At 70.0% G+C, this 15,228-nt stretch carries 16 protein-coding genes; 9 read left to right on the top strand and 7 right to left on the bottom strand.

All coding sequences use genetic code 11. From position 1 onward, the window contains the following. The first annotated feature begins 71 nt into the window (after positions 1-71). Positions 72-623, top strand: a complete 552-nt coding sequence (locus tag Q664_RS31765) for an FHA domain-containing protein (RefSeq protein WP_043403991.1) — start codon at positions 72-74, stop codon at positions 621-623. 24 nt (positions 624-647) lie between these two features. Here the strand turns inward: Q664_RS31765 and Q664_RS31760 are convergent, their stop codons facing one another. The 4 genes from Q664_RS31760 to Q664_RS31745 form a co-directional block, all read right to left on the bottom strand. Next, positions 648-1,337: a tetratricopeptide repeat protein gene (locus tag Q664_RS31760; protein ID WP_052518919.1), complete on the bottom strand. Its 690-nt coding sequence runs from the start codon at positions 1,335-1,337 to the stop codon at positions 648-650. Further along, positions 1,309-2,634: a serine/threonine-protein kinase gene (locus tag Q664_RS31755; protein WP_084610492.1), complete on the bottom strand. Its 1,326-nt coding sequence runs from the start codon at positions 2,632-2,634 to the stop codon at positions 1,309-1,311. Before Q664_RS31755 ends, Q664_RS31760 begins: the two co-directional genes overlap by 29 nt. A gap of 177 nt (positions 2,635-2,811) precedes the next feature. Continuing rightward, positions 2,812-4,236 (bottom strand): hypothetical protein, encoded by a 1,425-nt coding sequence (locus Q664_RS60195; protein WP_052518918.1) that lies wholly within the window; start codon positions 4,234-4,236, stop codon positions 2,812-2,814. 2 nt (positions 4,237-4,238) lie between these two features. Continuing rightward, entirely contained in the window at positions 4,239-5,504 is a 1,266-nt protein-coding gene (locus Q664_RS31745; RefSeq protein ID WP_043403990.1) for a PEGA domain-containing protein, read from the bottom strand. Positions 5,505-5,765: 261 nt separating this feature from the next. Between Q664_RS31745 and Q664_RS31740 the strand changes: the two genes are divergently transcribed. The 3 genes from Q664_RS31740 to Q664_RS31730 all read left to right on the top strand — a co-directional run bounded on the left by Q664_RS31740 (position 5,766) and on the right by Q664_RS31730 (position 7,968). Next, on the top strand, positions 5,766-6,284 hold the full coding sequence (locus Q664_RS31740; RefSeq protein WP_052518917.1) for a hypothetical protein: 519 nt from the start codon (positions 5,766-5,768) through the stop codon (positions 6,282-6,284). Between the two features lie 149 nt (positions 6,285-6,433). Beyond that, complete coding sequence (locus tag Q664_RS31735; protein ID WP_043403988.1) at positions 6,434-7,501, top strand: DUF2380 domain-containing protein; 1,068 nt, start codon at positions 6,434-6,436, stop codon at positions 7,499-7,501. Further along, positions 7,498-7,968 carry a hypothetical protein gene (locus tag Q664_RS31730; RefSeq protein WP_043403986.1) on the top strand — a complete coding sequence of 157 codons (471 nt, stop codon included), beginning with the start codon at positions 7,498-7,500 and terminating at the stop codon, positions 7,966-7,968. The genes Q664_RS31735 and Q664_RS31730 overlap by 4 nt, the downstream gene beginning before the upstream one ends. 55 nt (positions 7,969-8,023) lie before the next feature. Here Q664_RS31730 and Q664_RS31725 read toward each other — a convergent pair whose 3' ends face one another. After that, a complete protein-coding gene (locus Q664_RS31725) occupies positions 8,024-9,187 on the bottom strand; it encodes a M20 family metallopeptidase (protein WP_043403984.1) in 1,164 nt (387 codons plus the stop codon). A 197-nt stretch (positions 9,188-9,384) separates the two neighbouring features. Between Q664_RS31725 and Q664_RS31720 the strand changes: the two genes are divergently transcribed. From Q664_RS31720 to Q664_RS31710, 3 genes are all read left to right on the top strand, one after another. Continuing rightward, entirely contained in the window at positions 9,385-9,819 is a 435-nt protein-coding gene (locus tag Q664_RS31720) for a host attachment protein (protein ID WP_043403981.1), read from the top strand. A 195-nt stretch (positions 9,820-10,014) separates the two neighbouring features. Continuing rightward, positions 10,015-11,910 (top strand): methyl-accepting chemotaxis protein, encoded by a 1,896-nt coding sequence (locus Q664_RS31715; protein WP_043403979.1) that lies wholly within the window; start codon positions 10,015-10,017, stop codon positions 11,908-11,910. 10 nt (positions 11,911-11,920) lie between these two features. Further along, positions 11,921-12,523 carry an HAD family hydrolase gene (locus Q664_RS31710; protein ID WP_043403977.1) on the top strand — a complete coding sequence of 201 codons (603 nt, stop codon included), beginning with the start codon at positions 11,921-11,923 and terminating at the stop codon, positions 12,521-12,523. Here Q664_RS31710 and Q664_RS31705 read toward each other — a convergent pair. Both Q664_RS31705 and Q664_RS31700 read right to left on the bottom strand, forming a co-directional pair. Continuing rightward, positions 12,504-13,184 (bottom strand): glutathione S-transferase family protein, encoded by a 681-nt coding sequence (locus tag Q664_RS31705; RefSeq protein WP_043403975.1) that lies wholly within the window; start codon positions 13,182-13,184, stop codon positions 12,504-12,506. The two genes, Q664_RS31710 and Q664_RS31705, sit on opposite strands and share 20 nt — an antisense overlap. Before the next feature lie 38 nt (positions 13,185-13,222). Continuing rightward, positions 13,223-13,819, bottom strand: a complete 597-nt coding sequence (locus tag Q664_RS31700) for an adenylate/guanylate cyclase domain-containing protein (protein ID WP_152622455.1) — start codon at positions 13,817-13,819, stop codon at positions 13,223-13,225. Positions 13,820-14,049: 230 nt separating this feature from the next. Here Q664_RS31700 and Q664_RS59445 point away from each other — a divergent pair, with 230 nt between their 5' ends. Both Q664_RS59445 and Q664_RS52920 read left to right on the top strand, forming a co-directional pair. Continuing rightward, the gene (locus Q664_RS59445) at positions 14,050-14,445 is read left to right on the top strand and encodes a hypothetical protein (protein WP_043403973.1); all 396 of its coding nucleotides are present in this window, start codon (positions 14,050-14,052) and stop codon (positions 14,443-14,445) included. A 76-nt stretch (positions 14,446-14,521) separates the two neighbouring features. Further along, a complete protein-coding gene (locus Q664_RS52920; RefSeq protein ID WP_052518916.1) occupies positions 14,522-15,064 on the top strand; it encodes an OsmC family protein in 543 nt (180 codons plus the stop codon). Positions 15,065-15,228 lie beyond the last annotated feature (164 nt).

Genomic DNA, 15,228 nt, shown 5'->3' with positions numbered 1-15,228 from the left:
CTTGGACAACCCGGCGACTCCGGACACCAGAAGGGGTGGCGATCACGCCCCGGAGGTGTTTCTCTCCCCTCATGGCGCGCTCCCTGCTGCTCTCGCTGCTCGTGCGGCAGCACCTCGCACTCAAGGAGAAGTTCCGGGCCCGCTACCCGCACTGCTGGCTGGTGTGGGAGGCCGGGGTCTGGAACGTTCCGGAGAATAGCGAGCAGAACCACGGCACCACCCGGCTGCCCACCTCGGATCTCCGCGACTGTCTGCCGTCGGGGGATGCCATGTGCTTCGAACTGGCGGCGGCGCCGGGGCGGGACACGCTCACGCTGGGGCGGGCCTCGCACAACGTCTTCGTCATCAACGACGCCACGGTGTCCCGCGAGCACCTGGCGCTCCATGCCCAGCCGGACGGACAATGGACGGTGGAGGCGCTGGTCCAGGGCGGGCCGGCGATGCTGAGCGGAAAGCGGATGCGGCCCGGGCAGATCCTCCCGCTGGAGTCCGGCATGCAGCTGCAGCTGGGCGACGTGCGGCTCACCTTCCACGACGCCGAGAGCTTCCACACCCGCATGGGCCACACGGCCGCGCTGATGCTGGCCCAGCAGCGGGGCGGCTCCCAGGAGACCCCGGCCTGAGAGGGCCCGGGCCCTCGGCCCCGGCTAACGCACGGTGCCCAGGGTGGTGGGGCGCGGCTGGGGCGCGGTGGCCGCGTAGACGATGCCGCCGGCGAGCACCGCCACGGCGCCCGCCCCCGCCCACACCCACCACTTCGTCAGCGGGTTGTCGCCCTTCACCTGGGCCTCGCTCCGCGCGGAGGCCTTGGCGCGGGGCACCAGGGCACGCTTGCCCTCCCCCTGCTGGACACGGCGCGCGGCGATCGCCTCCGTCTGGGCCCGCAGCGCCGCGGCCTTCGCCTGCTCCCTCGCCGTCTCCTCGCGCGTCTGGCGCCGCTGCTGCTCCCGGAGCACCGCCTCGTCCATCTCCGCGAGGAGCTCCCGCACCAGCGCGGCGTTGGAGGGCTCCTCCTTGGAGAGCGTCAGGTAGCGCCGGTAGAAGAAGCCGGCGCGCTCGGGACGGCCCATCTGCCGGTGGCACTGGGCGATGTTGAAGAGGAAGCCCGGCAGCGGCATCAACCGGTACGCCTCGCTGTAGGCGTCCAGGGCCTTCTGGAACTCGCCCAGGTCATAGGCGATGTTGCCCTCGGAGAATTTCGCGCGGGCCTGAGACTCCACGCGGGAGCCCGCCTCCCCGTTCGCGGCGCGCGTGGACAGGGGCGACAGGGCGAGCACCACCGCCACCAGCACCGGCAGCAGGGAGCGCTCAGCGAGCGAACGGATCGATGATGTCATCGCGCACTCCGGGGTTCTGCTTGCGGTGGGAAGCGGGGCGGACCGCCTCCCGAGTCTGCTTGCGGCCCGCGCGCGGCTCCGCCTCGGGCACGAGCGGCGCCTCGAGGATGGCGGGCGAGCCGGGCCGCGCTTCCTGCCCGGTGGTGAGGGGGACAGGGGCCTGAGCGGCGACCTCGTGCGCCTCGGCCGCGGAGGCGGCGCCACGCCGCACGCCCCACGAGAGCACGAGCCCCGCGAGCGCCAGGGCCACCACGCCCGAGGCGATCAGCGGCCAGGGGCGCCGCGCACCGGACAGCGCCGCGGGCACCGCCATGGGCTGGGTGGGCCGCTCGGCCTCGGAGAGGACGGGGGAGACCGCCCGCGGTTCCGTCCCCGTGTCCGACAGCAGCGCGGTGATGACCTCGGAGAGCTGCTGCGGCCGGTCCCCGGGCTCCTTGGCCAGACAGCGCAGGGCGAGCTGGGCCAGCACCTGCGGCACCGGCTCTCCCGCTGGCGTGTGCGAGGGCAGCGCGGGGGGCGGCTCGGTGAGGATCTTCACCATGAGCTGGCCGAAGTTGGACGCCTGGAAGGGCGGCTGTCCGCCGAGCAGCTCGTAGAGGACGGTCCCCACCGCGTAGATGTCCGCGCGATGGTCCACCGGCAGGCCCGCGGCCTGCTCCGGAGACATGTACGTGGGCGTGCCGATGATGGTGCCGTCCAGCGTGCCGCTGGTGCTCTCGGCGGTGAGCAGCTTGGCCACCCCGAAGTCGAGCACCTTCACGAAGTCCTGCTGCCCGCCCTTGTGGGTGACGAAGAGGTTGTCCGGCTTGATGTCCCGGTGCACCACCCCGAGCTGGTGCGCCGCCCCCAGCGCCGCGCACACCTGCACCAGCATGCGGCGGATGCGCAGCAGGGACAGCTTCTCCTCGTTCAGGAGGGCGGAGAGGCTCTGCCCGCGCAGCAACTCCATCACGCAGTAGACACGTCCGTGCTCCGCGTCCTCGATGAAGTCGAAGATCTCCACGATGTGCTCGTGGTTGATCTGATTGACGGCGCGCGCCTCCTGGAAGAAGCGCTGCACGAAACCGCGATCATGGGAGAAGGCCGAGCGCAGCACCTTGAGGGCCACCTGGCGCCCCAGCCGCGTGTGGCGGGCCTGGAACACCTGGCCCATGGAGCCCTCGCCCAGCAGGCGCTCCAGTTGGTAGCTGCCGAGAATGTCTCCTTCTTGAAGCTCGCGGTCCACGACCGTCGAGCCGCCTGCGGCTTGGAAGCTGCCTGAGAGCACCGTGCCCGAGATGAGGTCGTCGCCGCGCATGGGCGGCAAACCTTTTCATCCTCTCATCCCCCGGCAACCCACACGGCCAACGTTGTCGTCAGGGTGACGACTTTTCTGTCCCCCCCAGGGCGGTGGAATCCTTCTGGGAGCCATCAGTTGGAAGAGGCCCGCCCCGGAGGGCGGGCCCGCGCTCAGGTGTGAATCAAGCGCACAGGCTCAGTTGCACGAGCCGTTGCTCTGGCACGTTCCCGCCGAGCCGTTGTTGCGGGTGCAAGCGGTGCCGGAGGGGCAATCCGTCCTGTCCGCGCAATCGATCTGACCGTCGCCATCGTTGTCGATGCGGTCGTTGCAGGTGGTCTCCTTCCTGGCACAGTTCGTCAGGGTGCAGCCCACGCCGCACAGGCCGCTGACGCAGTTGGGGTCGGCGTTGCCGGAGGCGCAGTCGAGCTTGCCGCCGTTCCCATCGTTGTCCGTGCCGTCCGTGCAGGCGACCTCCACGCGCTTGCCTCCCGCGCAGATGGTGCCGTCACCGAAGTTCGTCCAGTTGCAGTCAGGGTCCGCGCAGTCCACGTCGCCCTTGCCGTCGTTGTCCAGGCCATCGTTGCACACGGTCTCCTTGGCGGTACCACCGGTGCACACACAGCCCCCGGCAACGCTGCAATCCTTGCCGTTGCAGTCGGAGTCCGCGCAGTCGATGCCCTCGGTGCCGTCATTGTTGATGCCATCGGAGCACACGGTCTCCACGGCCTTGCCGCCCGTGCAGGTGCAGCCGGTGCCGCACGACTGGTTGGCGCAGTCGGGATCCGCGCAGTCGATGCCCTCGGTGCCGTCATTGTTGATGCCGTCGCCGCAGGCGATCTCCTTCTTCACGTAGTTGGTGCAGACGCAGCCGGTGCCACACGACTTGTTGGTGCACTCCTCCTCGACGCAGTCGATGAACCCGTCCGGAGTGGGCTCGTTGTCGATGCCGTCGCCGCAGTTGGCCTCGCCAATCGTCCGGCCGACGCAGATGCAGTTCTTGGCCGTGTCGCCGGCCTTGCACAGGCGCTCCTGGTTGTCGCAGTCGTCGTCCGCGCAGTCCTTGGAGCCGTCCCCGTCGTCGTCGGTGTCGTCGTCGCAGAGCGCCTCACCGCGCGTCTTGCAGGCCCCGTCCACGCACAGCTCGGTCAGGGCATTGCAGCGGTTGCCGCACCGGCCGCAGTTGGCGTTGTCCGTCTGGGTGTTGAAGCCCTCGTCCAGCTCGCCGTCGCAGTCGTCATCGGTGCCGTTGCACGACTCGGTGGCGGCGGGCAGGACCTCGCCGGCGCAGATGATGGAGCCGTCGGTACCGCAGGCGGCCTGGCCGGACTTGCAGCCGCCCACGTCCTTCGTCCCCTCGGGGCCGGTGTAGCAACTGGCGGCGGCCAGGTCGTCCAGCTGGCCGTTGCAGTTGTCGTCCTGGCCGTTGCACACCTCGTCGGTGGGCGTGCAGCAGTAGCCACGCAGGCCCGCGCCGCGGGGAGCGCACACCACGCCCTCGGCGGCGCAGTCCTCGGGCTTGTCGCAGCTGAAGAGGGTGTCGTCCGGAAGCTCCGGCACGAAACAGCCCGCGGCGGACAGCGCGAGCACCAGACAACAGAAGAGGGAAGAAAAGGACTTCATGCTCAGAAGCTCCCGCCAATCACGAAGTGGAGGGCCGTGCCGCTGGTGCCCTTCCCGTTGGAAACGGGGGCCACCGAGGAGGACACCGGCTCGGAACGCGCCGGGACGATGAAGAGCCACAGCAGGCTGCCACCCGCCACCGCTCCACCGCCCGCCATGAGCGCCGTGGCGATCATCGACTGCTGCCGGGCGGCCAGGTACTCGGCACGGGACACGTCCATGATCCCATCGCCGTTGGCGTCCTGCACCTTGCCCTGGAGGCCCATGCCCATGGCCACGCCCGCGCCCACCGCCGCCAGGCCCAGCACCGTGGTGTAGAGGGCGGGACGGCTGAAGACGGTGGGGCCGGAGGAGCCGCTCGACTTCTTCTTCTTTACGCCCGCCACGGCGTCCGACGGGGGGCCCTCCGGCGCGGGGCCATTGAGCTCCAGCCGCACCGCCACCTCCTGCGTCTCACCCGACACGAGCGTCAGCGTCTTCGTATAGGTGGAGTATTCGTCGGCCTCCACGATGAGCTGCACCTCGCCGGGCGGCAGCTTCGCCTCGACGGTGCCCACGCCCAGCATGCGCTCGCCCACGCGCACCACCGCCTGCGACACGTTGCTGGACACCTTCAACATCGAACGCGGCCGGGCCAGCTCCGTCACGCGCCTGGACAGCACCTCACCCGCCTCGCGGATGAAGTTGCTGTCGGTGGGCTTGCGGCCCGTCACCACGTCCGTCTCCACCACGCCCCGGTCCCGGTCATACGTCCACAGCCGCAGCGTCCAGCCCTCGTCCTCGAGCGCCAGGCGCGCCGTGGTGAGCAGGTCCGCGTCGATCGTGTCCGCCGGCCCGCTCAAGCACGAGGCCTCCTGGCAGCGCAGGGCGGCCTCGTAGTCCGACGCGAGCTGCTCGCGCACCTCGGAGGGCTCGGCGGCCCTGGCCACCCGGCCGGTGCGCAACGCCACCGCCTGCAACCAACCCATCCACCGCTTCGCCGCCGCGGCGCCAGCGCGCTCGGGCGTGTCCAGGCCCACCAGCGCGAAGCGCGGCTGGAGGTCCGCTCCCGGCGTGCCGCTGCTCAGGTCCAGGCCCAGACCCATCCCGCCCTGATCTCCGTCCGGTGGAGTGCCCTCTCCAGAGTCCTCTCCGGAATCCTGCTGCTGCTCGTTGCCCTGGGTGCTCGAATCACCGGACAGGTCCAGCCCGAGGCCCTGGGCTCGGGCCGGGCCGGCGGCCAGCGCGAGTGCCAGCAGGCCGGCCACATACACGACGGGGGTACGCATACGTACTGTTGTACCGCGAACAGCGCCCGCTGCGGAGCACCGCCCACGTCACTCCATGCACCTGCCTTGGGAGCAGGCAGGTGACTGCCACGCCCGGGTCCGCCGTGTAGCCTCCAGACACACCTCCAACTCTCTCGGAGACCCACCCGTGGCAGACTCGCGAGAGGAACGAGGTGCCGCGCACGGGCAGGCCGGGCCGTGGAGGAGGTTGCTGTGTCAAGGGATGAGACGGGGCCGTCTGGAGACGGCAGGCAACGGAGGGTGGCCGGGTATCTGGGCTCGCTGGTGTTCCACGTCAGCTACGTGACGCCCATCTTCTGGTTCGTGGAGCTGCTGCAGAACCAGCTCTACTGGAAGCTCACCGGGGAGCCCGGGTGGACGTATCCGCTCTCGCCCTACCACTGGTTCTCCTTCGAGAGCGTGGGGCTGTGGGCGGGCTCGGTGACCATCATCTGGTGTCTGAACTTCTTCTGGTTCCTGCGCCGGAACGTGGGGCTGGTGAAGCGGATGGTCATCGCCGGGACCATCTGCTTCGCGGGCGAGTGGCTCGCGGGCTTCGTGGCAGACCGGGTGCTGGGCCATCCGCTGCAGATCTGGACGAACGCGCCGCTGGTCTACATCAAGTTCAGCGCGCTCTTCTTCTGGTGGTGGGACGTGCTGCTGTACGAGCTGCTGACGGTGGACATCGCCAGGCTGGGCCGGCCCGCCGCGGCGCCGCCGGAGCCGGGTGGGCAGGCCGAGCCACTTCGCGGCTCGAGCTCCTCCTCGTCACTCCGATAAGCATCGCGGCATCGGGCACGGCAGCCATGCCCATCGGGATGGCGACAGCTGACGCAGCCACCAGCACCTGGCTGCTCCCGCCGCCTGCCACGGCTTCGCCACTGTTGGGTCATTCACGAGTAGACTGGAAGTCCTCCACGGAGGCGCTGATGACTTCCAGCTCGCTGGCCGTGCTGCTCGCCCTGGCCCTGCTGTCCAATGGCTGTGCGCCGCTGACTCCACCGCCTGGACAGGGGACGCACCTGCGCTACGCGCCGCGCGAGGGGGCCACGCATGGCTGGGTTGGAGGCCCGGATGAGCCGTCCGCACCCGAGTCCGAGAGGCCGCAGCGGTTGCACCTCCGCCAGGGCCCGCGAGAGACAGGGCCGGTGGTGGACCCGGGCGGCGTGGAAGACACTGGGAGCGCCCTGGCGGCACATCTGGCGTTTCTCGGGGCCGTGGACGAGGTGTCCGCCTCTGCCCACCGCATCTCCCGTGAGATGTCCACACTCAGGGCCAGCCACCAGGGCATCGCTGGCGCGGGCAACGGCCTCTTCGTCCGCCACCTCGAATACAAGGAGTCCGTGGAGGCGCTCACTCTGTTGTCGGCACTGAAGTTCACCCTGCCCGCGCTGCGTGCGGCGGCTCCCGCCACGCTGGGCATGGGGTTCATGGTGGGCTCTGGCGGAGTGATGATGGGCACGCGCATGGTCGTCTCCGCCGAGTGGGTGGAGATGATGCGGCGGCTGGTGCGGGCGGGCGTCCTCTCATTGCCCGCCGTGAGCGCGGCGGTGCGGATTCAGGCCGGTCAGGTGATGATGGCGCACGGCGAGCTGCCGCGCGGCGTGCGTGAGGCGCTGGGCGAGGGGCCCGAGGTGCGGGGCATGCGCGTGACGGACAGAGCGGGAGCTGGCATGGCCGAGCCACCGGGGCACCACGTCATGCCACAGGAGTTCCGCGAGTGGTTCAACAAGCGCGGCTTCACCGGCGAGATGGACATCGACCGGTTCTGCGTCAGGCTGGAGCAAGCACACCATCAGGCCATCCACGGTGGGGGGAACTGGAAGCTGGGGCGCACATGGCCCGGTGAGTGGAACCGCATGATCATGGAGACGCTGCTCGAAGCCGAAGCTGATGCTGGTCGGATGCTGACACGAAATGAAATCCTCAAGAACGTCGCGGAGCGCATGAAGGAGTACGGAATCCCGATGAAATTCATCCGCAGGAGAGGGCGATGAGCGACGGACGTGCGTGGCGGGGCAACGTGAAGGCGCGCCTGTACGAGCGTGTCCGCGAGCGTGGTTACGATTCACTCACCGCCTTCGCCGAGGCTCGCCCTACGGCCTCGTTGGTGAAGCTGGCCGAGGAGCTTGGTCCAGACGATATCGCCGGGGTGCAGGTATTCAGCGGGTTGCTCGGCGAGGCGGAGCAGCACAAGCAGGTCACTCGTCTGGTGCGCAGTATGCTCGTACGCATGTTGTTCGAGAGCATCCCTGAAGGCTGGCCGTCCGTCATGGACGACGCAACCCGTGGAGAGATAGCCCTGGCGCTCGGCACGTGGACCGCATACACCCCGGAAACGCACAAGGTACGTGTCAAGCAGGCCCGGGCAGCGCTCCGCGCCACGCCACCGCCGCCCGGCTGGCGCCCTCTCGGCCCTGACGACGAACTGCTCGTCACCCTGCTGCCCGACGAGGAAGTCTGACGTCTCCTCCTGGGAGCGGAGCCATCACCGGCCCCGCCCACCTCCAACCAGAGTCCTACCCCGCGCGCGACGCGAGGTAGCGCACCAGCGCCTGGGCCTTGGGAATCAGGGTATCCACCTCGATGAACTCATCCACCGTGTGGAAGCCCTTGCCCCGGGGGCCCAGCCCGTCGATGGACGGAATTCCCATGGAGGACGAGGTGCTCGCGTCCGAGCCACCACCCACCAGCGGCGCCTCGCCATGGCCCAACCCGGAGGCGTGGGCACACGCGCCATACGCCGCCATCAGCGCCGCGGAGGCCTCGGTGCGCTCCAGCGGCTCGCGAGCCACCCCACCCTTCACCTCGATGCGCGTGCCGGGAACACTGGCCGCGGACTCCTCGGCCGCCCGCTGGAAGCGCAGCACCAGGTCCTCTCCATCCGCGCGCGTGCAGAAGCGCAGGTCCACCTCCGCCACCGCGTGGTCCGGCACCGTGTTCTTCCCCTGGCCGCCCGTCACCTTGCCCACGTTGACGGTGATGCCACGCGGGTAGTCGGTGAGCTGCTGCACCCGGTCCACGAAACGGGCGAGCGCCCACAACGCATTGGCCCCCTCCTGGTGCGCGTTGCCCGCGTGGGCCGCCTTGCCGTGCGCCACCGCCGTGGCCATGCCGGTGCCCTTGCGCCGGGTGATGATGGCGTCCGCCGCCCGGCCCGACTCGAAGACGAGACACGCCCCCGCCCCGGCGATGGCCTCGCGGATGACGCCAGTGCCCTCGGGCGAGCCCACCTCCTCGTCCGACACCACCACCAGCCGCAGCGGCGGCAGCTTGTCCAGGCCCCCCGACGCCGCGAGCGCCTTGAGGGCCCAGGCGATGACGACGAGCCCACCCTTCATGTCCAGCACGCCCGGCCCGCGCCGCAGCGCCCCGTCCTTCCGGTAGCCCTCGAACCTGCCCGGGGGGAACACCGTGTCCAGGTGGCCCACCAGCGCCACCGGCTGGAGCCCCGCCCGGCCCTCCGAGCGGAACACCAGGTGGTCCGCGTACCGCGTGCTGGGGACCACCTCGCCCACCAGCCCCGGCATCGTGAACTGCTCACGCAGCAGGGCGCCCACCTCGCGGCCACCCTCCGCGTTCTCCGTCCACGAGTTCACCTCCACCAGCGCGGCGAGCGCTTCCTCCATCTCCCCCAGCCTGCCCACCAGCCAGCTGGCCGCCGCTTCACCCATCTCGCGCATCGTCCTCGGCCTCCCGCCGAAAAGCGTCACTCCCCGGGGTGCATCCCCGGTCGTCCCCCGGGCATATGCCAGGCCCCCGGCTCCAGGGAAGGTGCCCCGGCGCCCGCCCGCCCGGCGCCCCGGCACGCGTCCCCCGGAGGGAGGAAGCTTGCCGGGGACGGTGGGGGTCCGCACCTCAAGGAGCAGGAGGATGAACGATGGCGGACGCGCTGTGGATATTGGTGGCCAATGGGAGCCGGGCCAAGCTCTTCGCGACGGACGAGCGCGCGGAGGTCTGGAACCTCAAGGAGGAGTTCCACCACGAGGAGAGCCGGTCCTTGTCCGGACGGCTGCTCAACCAGCCGGACAACCCCAACGCCGGCTCCCTGAACAAACCCCAACCCGAGAACCAGCCCGATGCTCGTCAGCAGCTGGAAGTCGACCGCTTCGCCCGCGAGCTCGCCGCCCGCCTGGAGCGCGGCTTCAACGACCACGCCTATGACCGGCTGGTGATCGCCGCCCCACCCGGGCTGCTCGGCATGCTGCGCAAGCTCATCAGCCCCCGCGTGCACCAGCGGCTGATGCTCGACTTCCGGGCGGACTACGTGAACGTGCCGGACCGCGAGCTGCCCGAGCGCATCCCGCTCTCCTAGGTAGGCAAGTGGACAGACAGGCGGCCCGGAGCTCCCTGCGTGCTCCGGGCCTCGTCCGTCTGGGCCTCCCACCTGGACCCACAACCTGGAACGTGCCCCCTCCGCCAGGACGCGCTCCGTGGTACAGGAGGGGGGCGTCGGCCGTGAGGACATTGGAGTCCCTCTCGGCGCCTCCCAGCGGACGTCACGAGATTCATGAAACTTCCCCTGATCGGCACCCTCAAGCTGCGCGGCCGCCTGACGCTGTACGTCACCCTGCTGGCCGTCACGCCGCTGCTGCTCTCCACCCTGGCGGGGGTCACCACCACCCAACAGATGATGCAGGCGCAGGTGCACGAGATGCTCCGCATCGAGGCGGAGGGCCTGAAGGATCTGGTGGAGGCCTCGCTGGCGGAGCGCGAGACGAGCGTGCGCAGCTGGGCCGAGGACACGCTGCTGCGCGAGTCCCTGCAGCGCGACAGCCATGCGCTGAGCGACGGGGTGCTGTCGCGGCTGCAGTTGCGCTACACCACCTTCACCGGACTGGTGCTCTTCACCGACGACGGCCGGGCCGTGTCCGCCAGTACGCCGGCGCTGCGCGACTCCTTCGCGGGGCAGGAGGCGGTGGTGCGCGACTCGGCCTGGTTCAAGGCGGCCCAGGAGGGGCGCTTCACCAGCGCGACGCTCACGCACGAGGACCCCGTCTTCGGCATGCAGGTGCTGCACCTGGCGGCGCCGGTGATGGAGTCACGGGGCGGGCGGCGGATGGGCGTGCTGCTGGCGGCGTATGACTGGGGCCAGGTGGGCGAGGTGGTGAAGGCCGCGCTGGCCCGCGCCCGCTCGCGCAAGAACGAGAGCTTCGCCCTGGAGGTGCGCACCGCCTCGGGCACGGTGCTCTTCGACTCGCGGGGCAAGGACGCCTGGAACATTCCCGACGCCGTGGCCGAGCAGGCCATCAACGGGCCGGAGATTCCGGACGTGGGCGATGGCTGGCGCTTCGTGGCCCTCTCGGACCCCGAGGAGGTCTACGCCACGATGAACCAGCTGCGCGTCGGCACCGCGGTGGCGGTGATGGCCGTGGTGGTGCTGGCCGCCCTGGCCGCCCTGCTGCTGTCGCGCGGCATCACCGCGCCCATCACCCGGCTGAGCCAGGTCGTGCACCGCATCGTCCAGGAGGGAGACCTCACCCAGAAGCCCGACGTGCGCTCCGACGACGAGGTGGGCGAGCTGGCCCGCTCCTTCGTGCAGCTGGTGGACCACCTGCGCGAGACGACCGAGAGCCTGCAGCGCGGCACGCAGGTGCTCACCGACACCGTGGCCGAGCTGACGCGCGCCGCCGAGCAGGAGGAGAGCAACCTCACCCGCCAGGCCGCGGCGCTCCAACAGACGCAAGTGACAGCGCAGGAAATCAAACAGACGTCGGAGGTGGCGGCCGAGCGGGCCGCCGCGGTGCTGACGGTGGCCACGCGCGCCGAGGAGCTCGGCCACGGGAGCGCCCGCGCCCTCGCCGAGAGCATGGGCGGCTTCCAGGCGCTGCGCGACCAGGTGAACGAGATGTCCGAGCAGATCAGCGGGCTCAACGAGCGCGCCCAGCGCATCGGCGGCATCACCCAGACGGTGAAGGGGCTGGCGGACCGCTCCAACATGCTGGCGCTCAACGCGGCCATCGAGGCGGTGCGCTCCGGCGAGCATGGCAAGGGCTTTGGCATCGTGGCCAAGGAGATCCGCACCCTGGCCAACCAGTCCATCCAGTCCACCGCCCAGGTGGGCGGGCTGCTCGAGGACATCACCCAGGCCATCATCAAGACGGTGGAGCTCAACGAGCAGGGCCATGCGCGCATGGAGGCGGGCATGGACCAGGTGCGCACCAGCGGCGAGAGCATCCACGCCCTCACTGAAATCGTGCAGGACAACATGAACGCGGTGCGGCAGATCTCCGGCGCGGTGAGCCAGCAGAACGCGGGCATCAACGAAATCTTCAGCGCCCTGACGGACCTCTCCAGCCTGATGCACGACACCATGGTGGGGCTGCAGGCCACCCAGCGCGTCACGCAGGCGTTGCGCGAGGTGGCCGAGCAGATGCAGCACGTGGCGCGCAGCTACCGGGTATAAAACCCGGTCCATGAGCCCCCCTCTTCGCGCCCTCATCCTGGACCTCGGCAACGTCCTCGTCTTCCACGACAATGCCCTGCTGTTCCGCAGGCTGGGGACGAGGGCGGGGCTAGCGCCCGCGGAGGCCGAGCGCCGGTTGGCGGGCGCGGGCTGGACGGCGGCCAACCGGGGCCTCGTCGGCGCCGAGGGCATCCGGCGCGACGTGTGTGGCGCGCTGGGGGTGGACCTGCCGGCCGAGGAGTTCAACGCCCTGTGGAGCAGCCACTTCACCGTGCACGAGGCGGTGCTGCCGCGGGTGGAGGGGCTGGTGGGGCGGGTGAAGCTGGTGCTGCTGTCCAACACCAACGTGCTGCACATGGAATGGCTGCGGCCGAGGCTGCCGGTGCTGAAGCGCTTCGATCACCTGGTGCTCAGCTGCGAGGTGGGCCTGGTGAAGCCCGAGCCCGCCATCTACCAGGAGGCCCTGAAGCACGCGGGCTGCGAGCCGCACGAGGCCGCCTTCTTCGACGACATCCCCGAGTTCGTCCAGGCCGCGAGCGCGCTGGGCATCCGCGGCCACCTCTTCACCACCGCCCAGGCCTTCGACACACACCTCAAGGCGCTGGGGCTGTAGCAGGCGCCTGGTTCTTCTCGTAACGCGCCACGGGCGGCTCGTGGCGGGCGGCCTCGGTCCAGGCCTTCATCGCCGGCAGGGCGAGCACCGCGTCCCGCCAGGCGGCGCCCTCCGCGTCCAGCTCCACGTCATAGGTGACGAAGCGCGTGACGACGGGCGCGTAGAAGGCATCCGCGATGGAGAAGGCGCCGAAGAGGAACGGCCCGCCCTGCCCGAAACGCCGCCGGCACTCCGTCCACAGCGAGGTGATGCGGGAGATGTCCTCGGCGACGCCAGGGGCGCGGCCCTCGCCGGGCCTGCGGGCGTGGAGGTTCATGGGCATGTGGTTGCGCAGGTGGGAGAAGCCCGAGTGCATCTCCGCGGTGACGGAGCGGGCCATGGCGCGGGCGGCGCTGTCCTGGGGCCACAGCTTCGCCTGGGGGAACTGCTCGGCCAGGTACTCGCAGATGGCCAGCGAGTCCCAGATGGCGAGGTCCCCGTACAGCAGCGCCGGCACCCGGCCACTGGGCGAGTACTTCGCGATGCTCGCGGCGGTGTCCGCCTGGCCCAGCGGCACCACCACCTCGCGGAAGGGCTGTCCGGTGTGGGCGAGCGCGAGGTAGGGCCGCAGCGACCAGGAGGAGTAGTTCTTCGAGGCGACGACGAGGGTGAGCTCTTTCATGGGGGCGCACCATATAGCGCCCCGGTCCACGCGAGTGCTCAGCTGCCGGGACGCAGCAGGCCGCGCAGGCGCGACATCCACGTGCCGCGGCGGCGGCGCACGGGCGGATCGATGCGGTAGACGGGCACCGGCAGGCGGATGTTCTTCAGGTCTCCCCGGCTCAGGCGCACCACGGGAGCCTGGACCTGGCTCTGCACCTGCCGCACCACCGGCTCGCTCACGTAGAGGCTCCCGGGCCGGGCGAGCGACTCCAGGCGGGCGGCCACGTTGACGCCCTCGCCGAAGATGTCACCGTCCCGGTGCACCACCGAGCCCAGGTGGATGCCGATGCGCAGCTCCACCCGGCGCGTCTGCGGGACACATTCGTTGCGCGCGCACAGCGCCGACTGCAGCTCCAGCGCGCAGGCCACCGCGGGCAGGGCCTCGTCGAACTCGACGAGGAATCCATCCTCCAGCTGTTTGATCTCCCGGCCTCCGTGACCGGAGAGCAGACCGCGTACCAGCCGGCCATGCTCCTGGCGCAGCTCGTGGTTGAGCGCCTCGTCCCGCCGAGCCTCGGGGCTGAGCTCCACCATGTCCGTGAACATGATGGCCGCTACCTTCCTGGGTTCCGGTTGCGGCACTTCCGCCATCATCAACGCGTCTCCTTCCCCCCCACCCACGGCAGCGAATGTTACCTGAGGGACACTCGCCTGGTCTGCACGGGGGCCGCCCGGCAGCCGCGCCTAATCCCACCTGCTGGCCCGGATGAAAGTAATTCATTGCTGACGCAATGCGCAATGCACGGGGAGCACGAGGGTCCACGAGACGACACAGGGCGTCAGGGGAGTGTCGCCCTGTTACTGTCGTGGGTGAGCCTCTCCCCATGTCCGCACCCGAGGATGAACAAGACCCACACGCCCCACTCTGGCCGCCGCTGCTGGCGACGCTGGGGGTGCTGTGGGTGGCCACGCAGGTGCGGGAGCAGAAGCTGGTGCTCAGCGCGCTGGCCACACTGGTGGCGCTGCCCACGCTGTGGCGGGTGGTGACACGCCGGTGGGTGCGAGGGGACGTGCTGCGAGGGTTGGCCATGGGTTACCTCGCCTGCCATGCGCCGCTGCTGCTCGGGGCCTGCTCCACGTTGGAACGGCCCGAGTGCCGCATCCGCCTGTGCATGGATGGAGTGCTCGCGGGAGTCCCGTACGTGCCCTGGGCGGGAGTGCTGGGCACCCTTCTCTACTGGGCGTGGGCCACGCCGAGTGGGGGTCGCCGCGCACTGTGACGCCGGGTGCGGGCGGCTTGCGGCCCCGAATGGCACCGACCTACCGTCGATGCCCCTCGAACATCTGGAGACAGCCATGGAGAACATCACCGGCAGCTGCTGCACGCTCGATCTCGACACGTTCCAGAAGACGAAGGCGCACGTATCGGCCAACCCCGAGGCGGGCAAGGGCCGATTCGAGACGGTGACGGAGTGGCGCGATGGGGCGCAGGCGGTGACGAAGGCGCGCTCCTTCACGCTGGAGACGGATGAGCCCACGGCGCTGGGCGGCAAGGATCAGCACATCGATCCGATGGAGTTGCTGTTGGCCTCGCTGGGCACGTGCCTGACGATCGGCTGGGTGACGCAGGCGAGGATGAGGGGGCTGGACTACCGCGACCTGCGCATCAAGGTGAGCGCGCCGTTCGACCTGAGGGGCTACCTGAACCTGGACCCGAAGGTGCGCGCGGGCTTCTCCGAGTTGCAGTACACGGTCGAGGTGGACACGGACGCGGACGCGGCCACGCTGGAGGAGATCCGCAAGGCGGCGGAGAAGACGAGCCCGATGTTCGACAACATCCTCAACCCGACGGCCATCTCGGGCCGGGTGACGAAGACCAGCGGCACCGTGGCGGCCTGAGCATACGTCCCCAAGCGGAGGACTCTTCCCCAAGCGGAGGACTCTTCCCCAAGCGGAGGACTCTTCCCCAAGCGGAGGACATTTCCCCTCTCCCTCCGGGAGAGGGACGGGGTGAGGGTATCTCGTGGACCCGGGTTCGCATCCACACGGGTTCAACCCGTGGG

This window comes from Archangium violaceum Cb vi76 (assembly GCF_000733295.1).
GTDB lineage: Bacteria > Myxococcota > Myxococcia > Myxococcales > Myxococcaceae > Archangium > Archangium violaceum.
The sequence above is the reverse complement of the archived record's forward strand: the minus strand, read 5'-3'. Positions and strand labels throughout refer to the sequence as shown.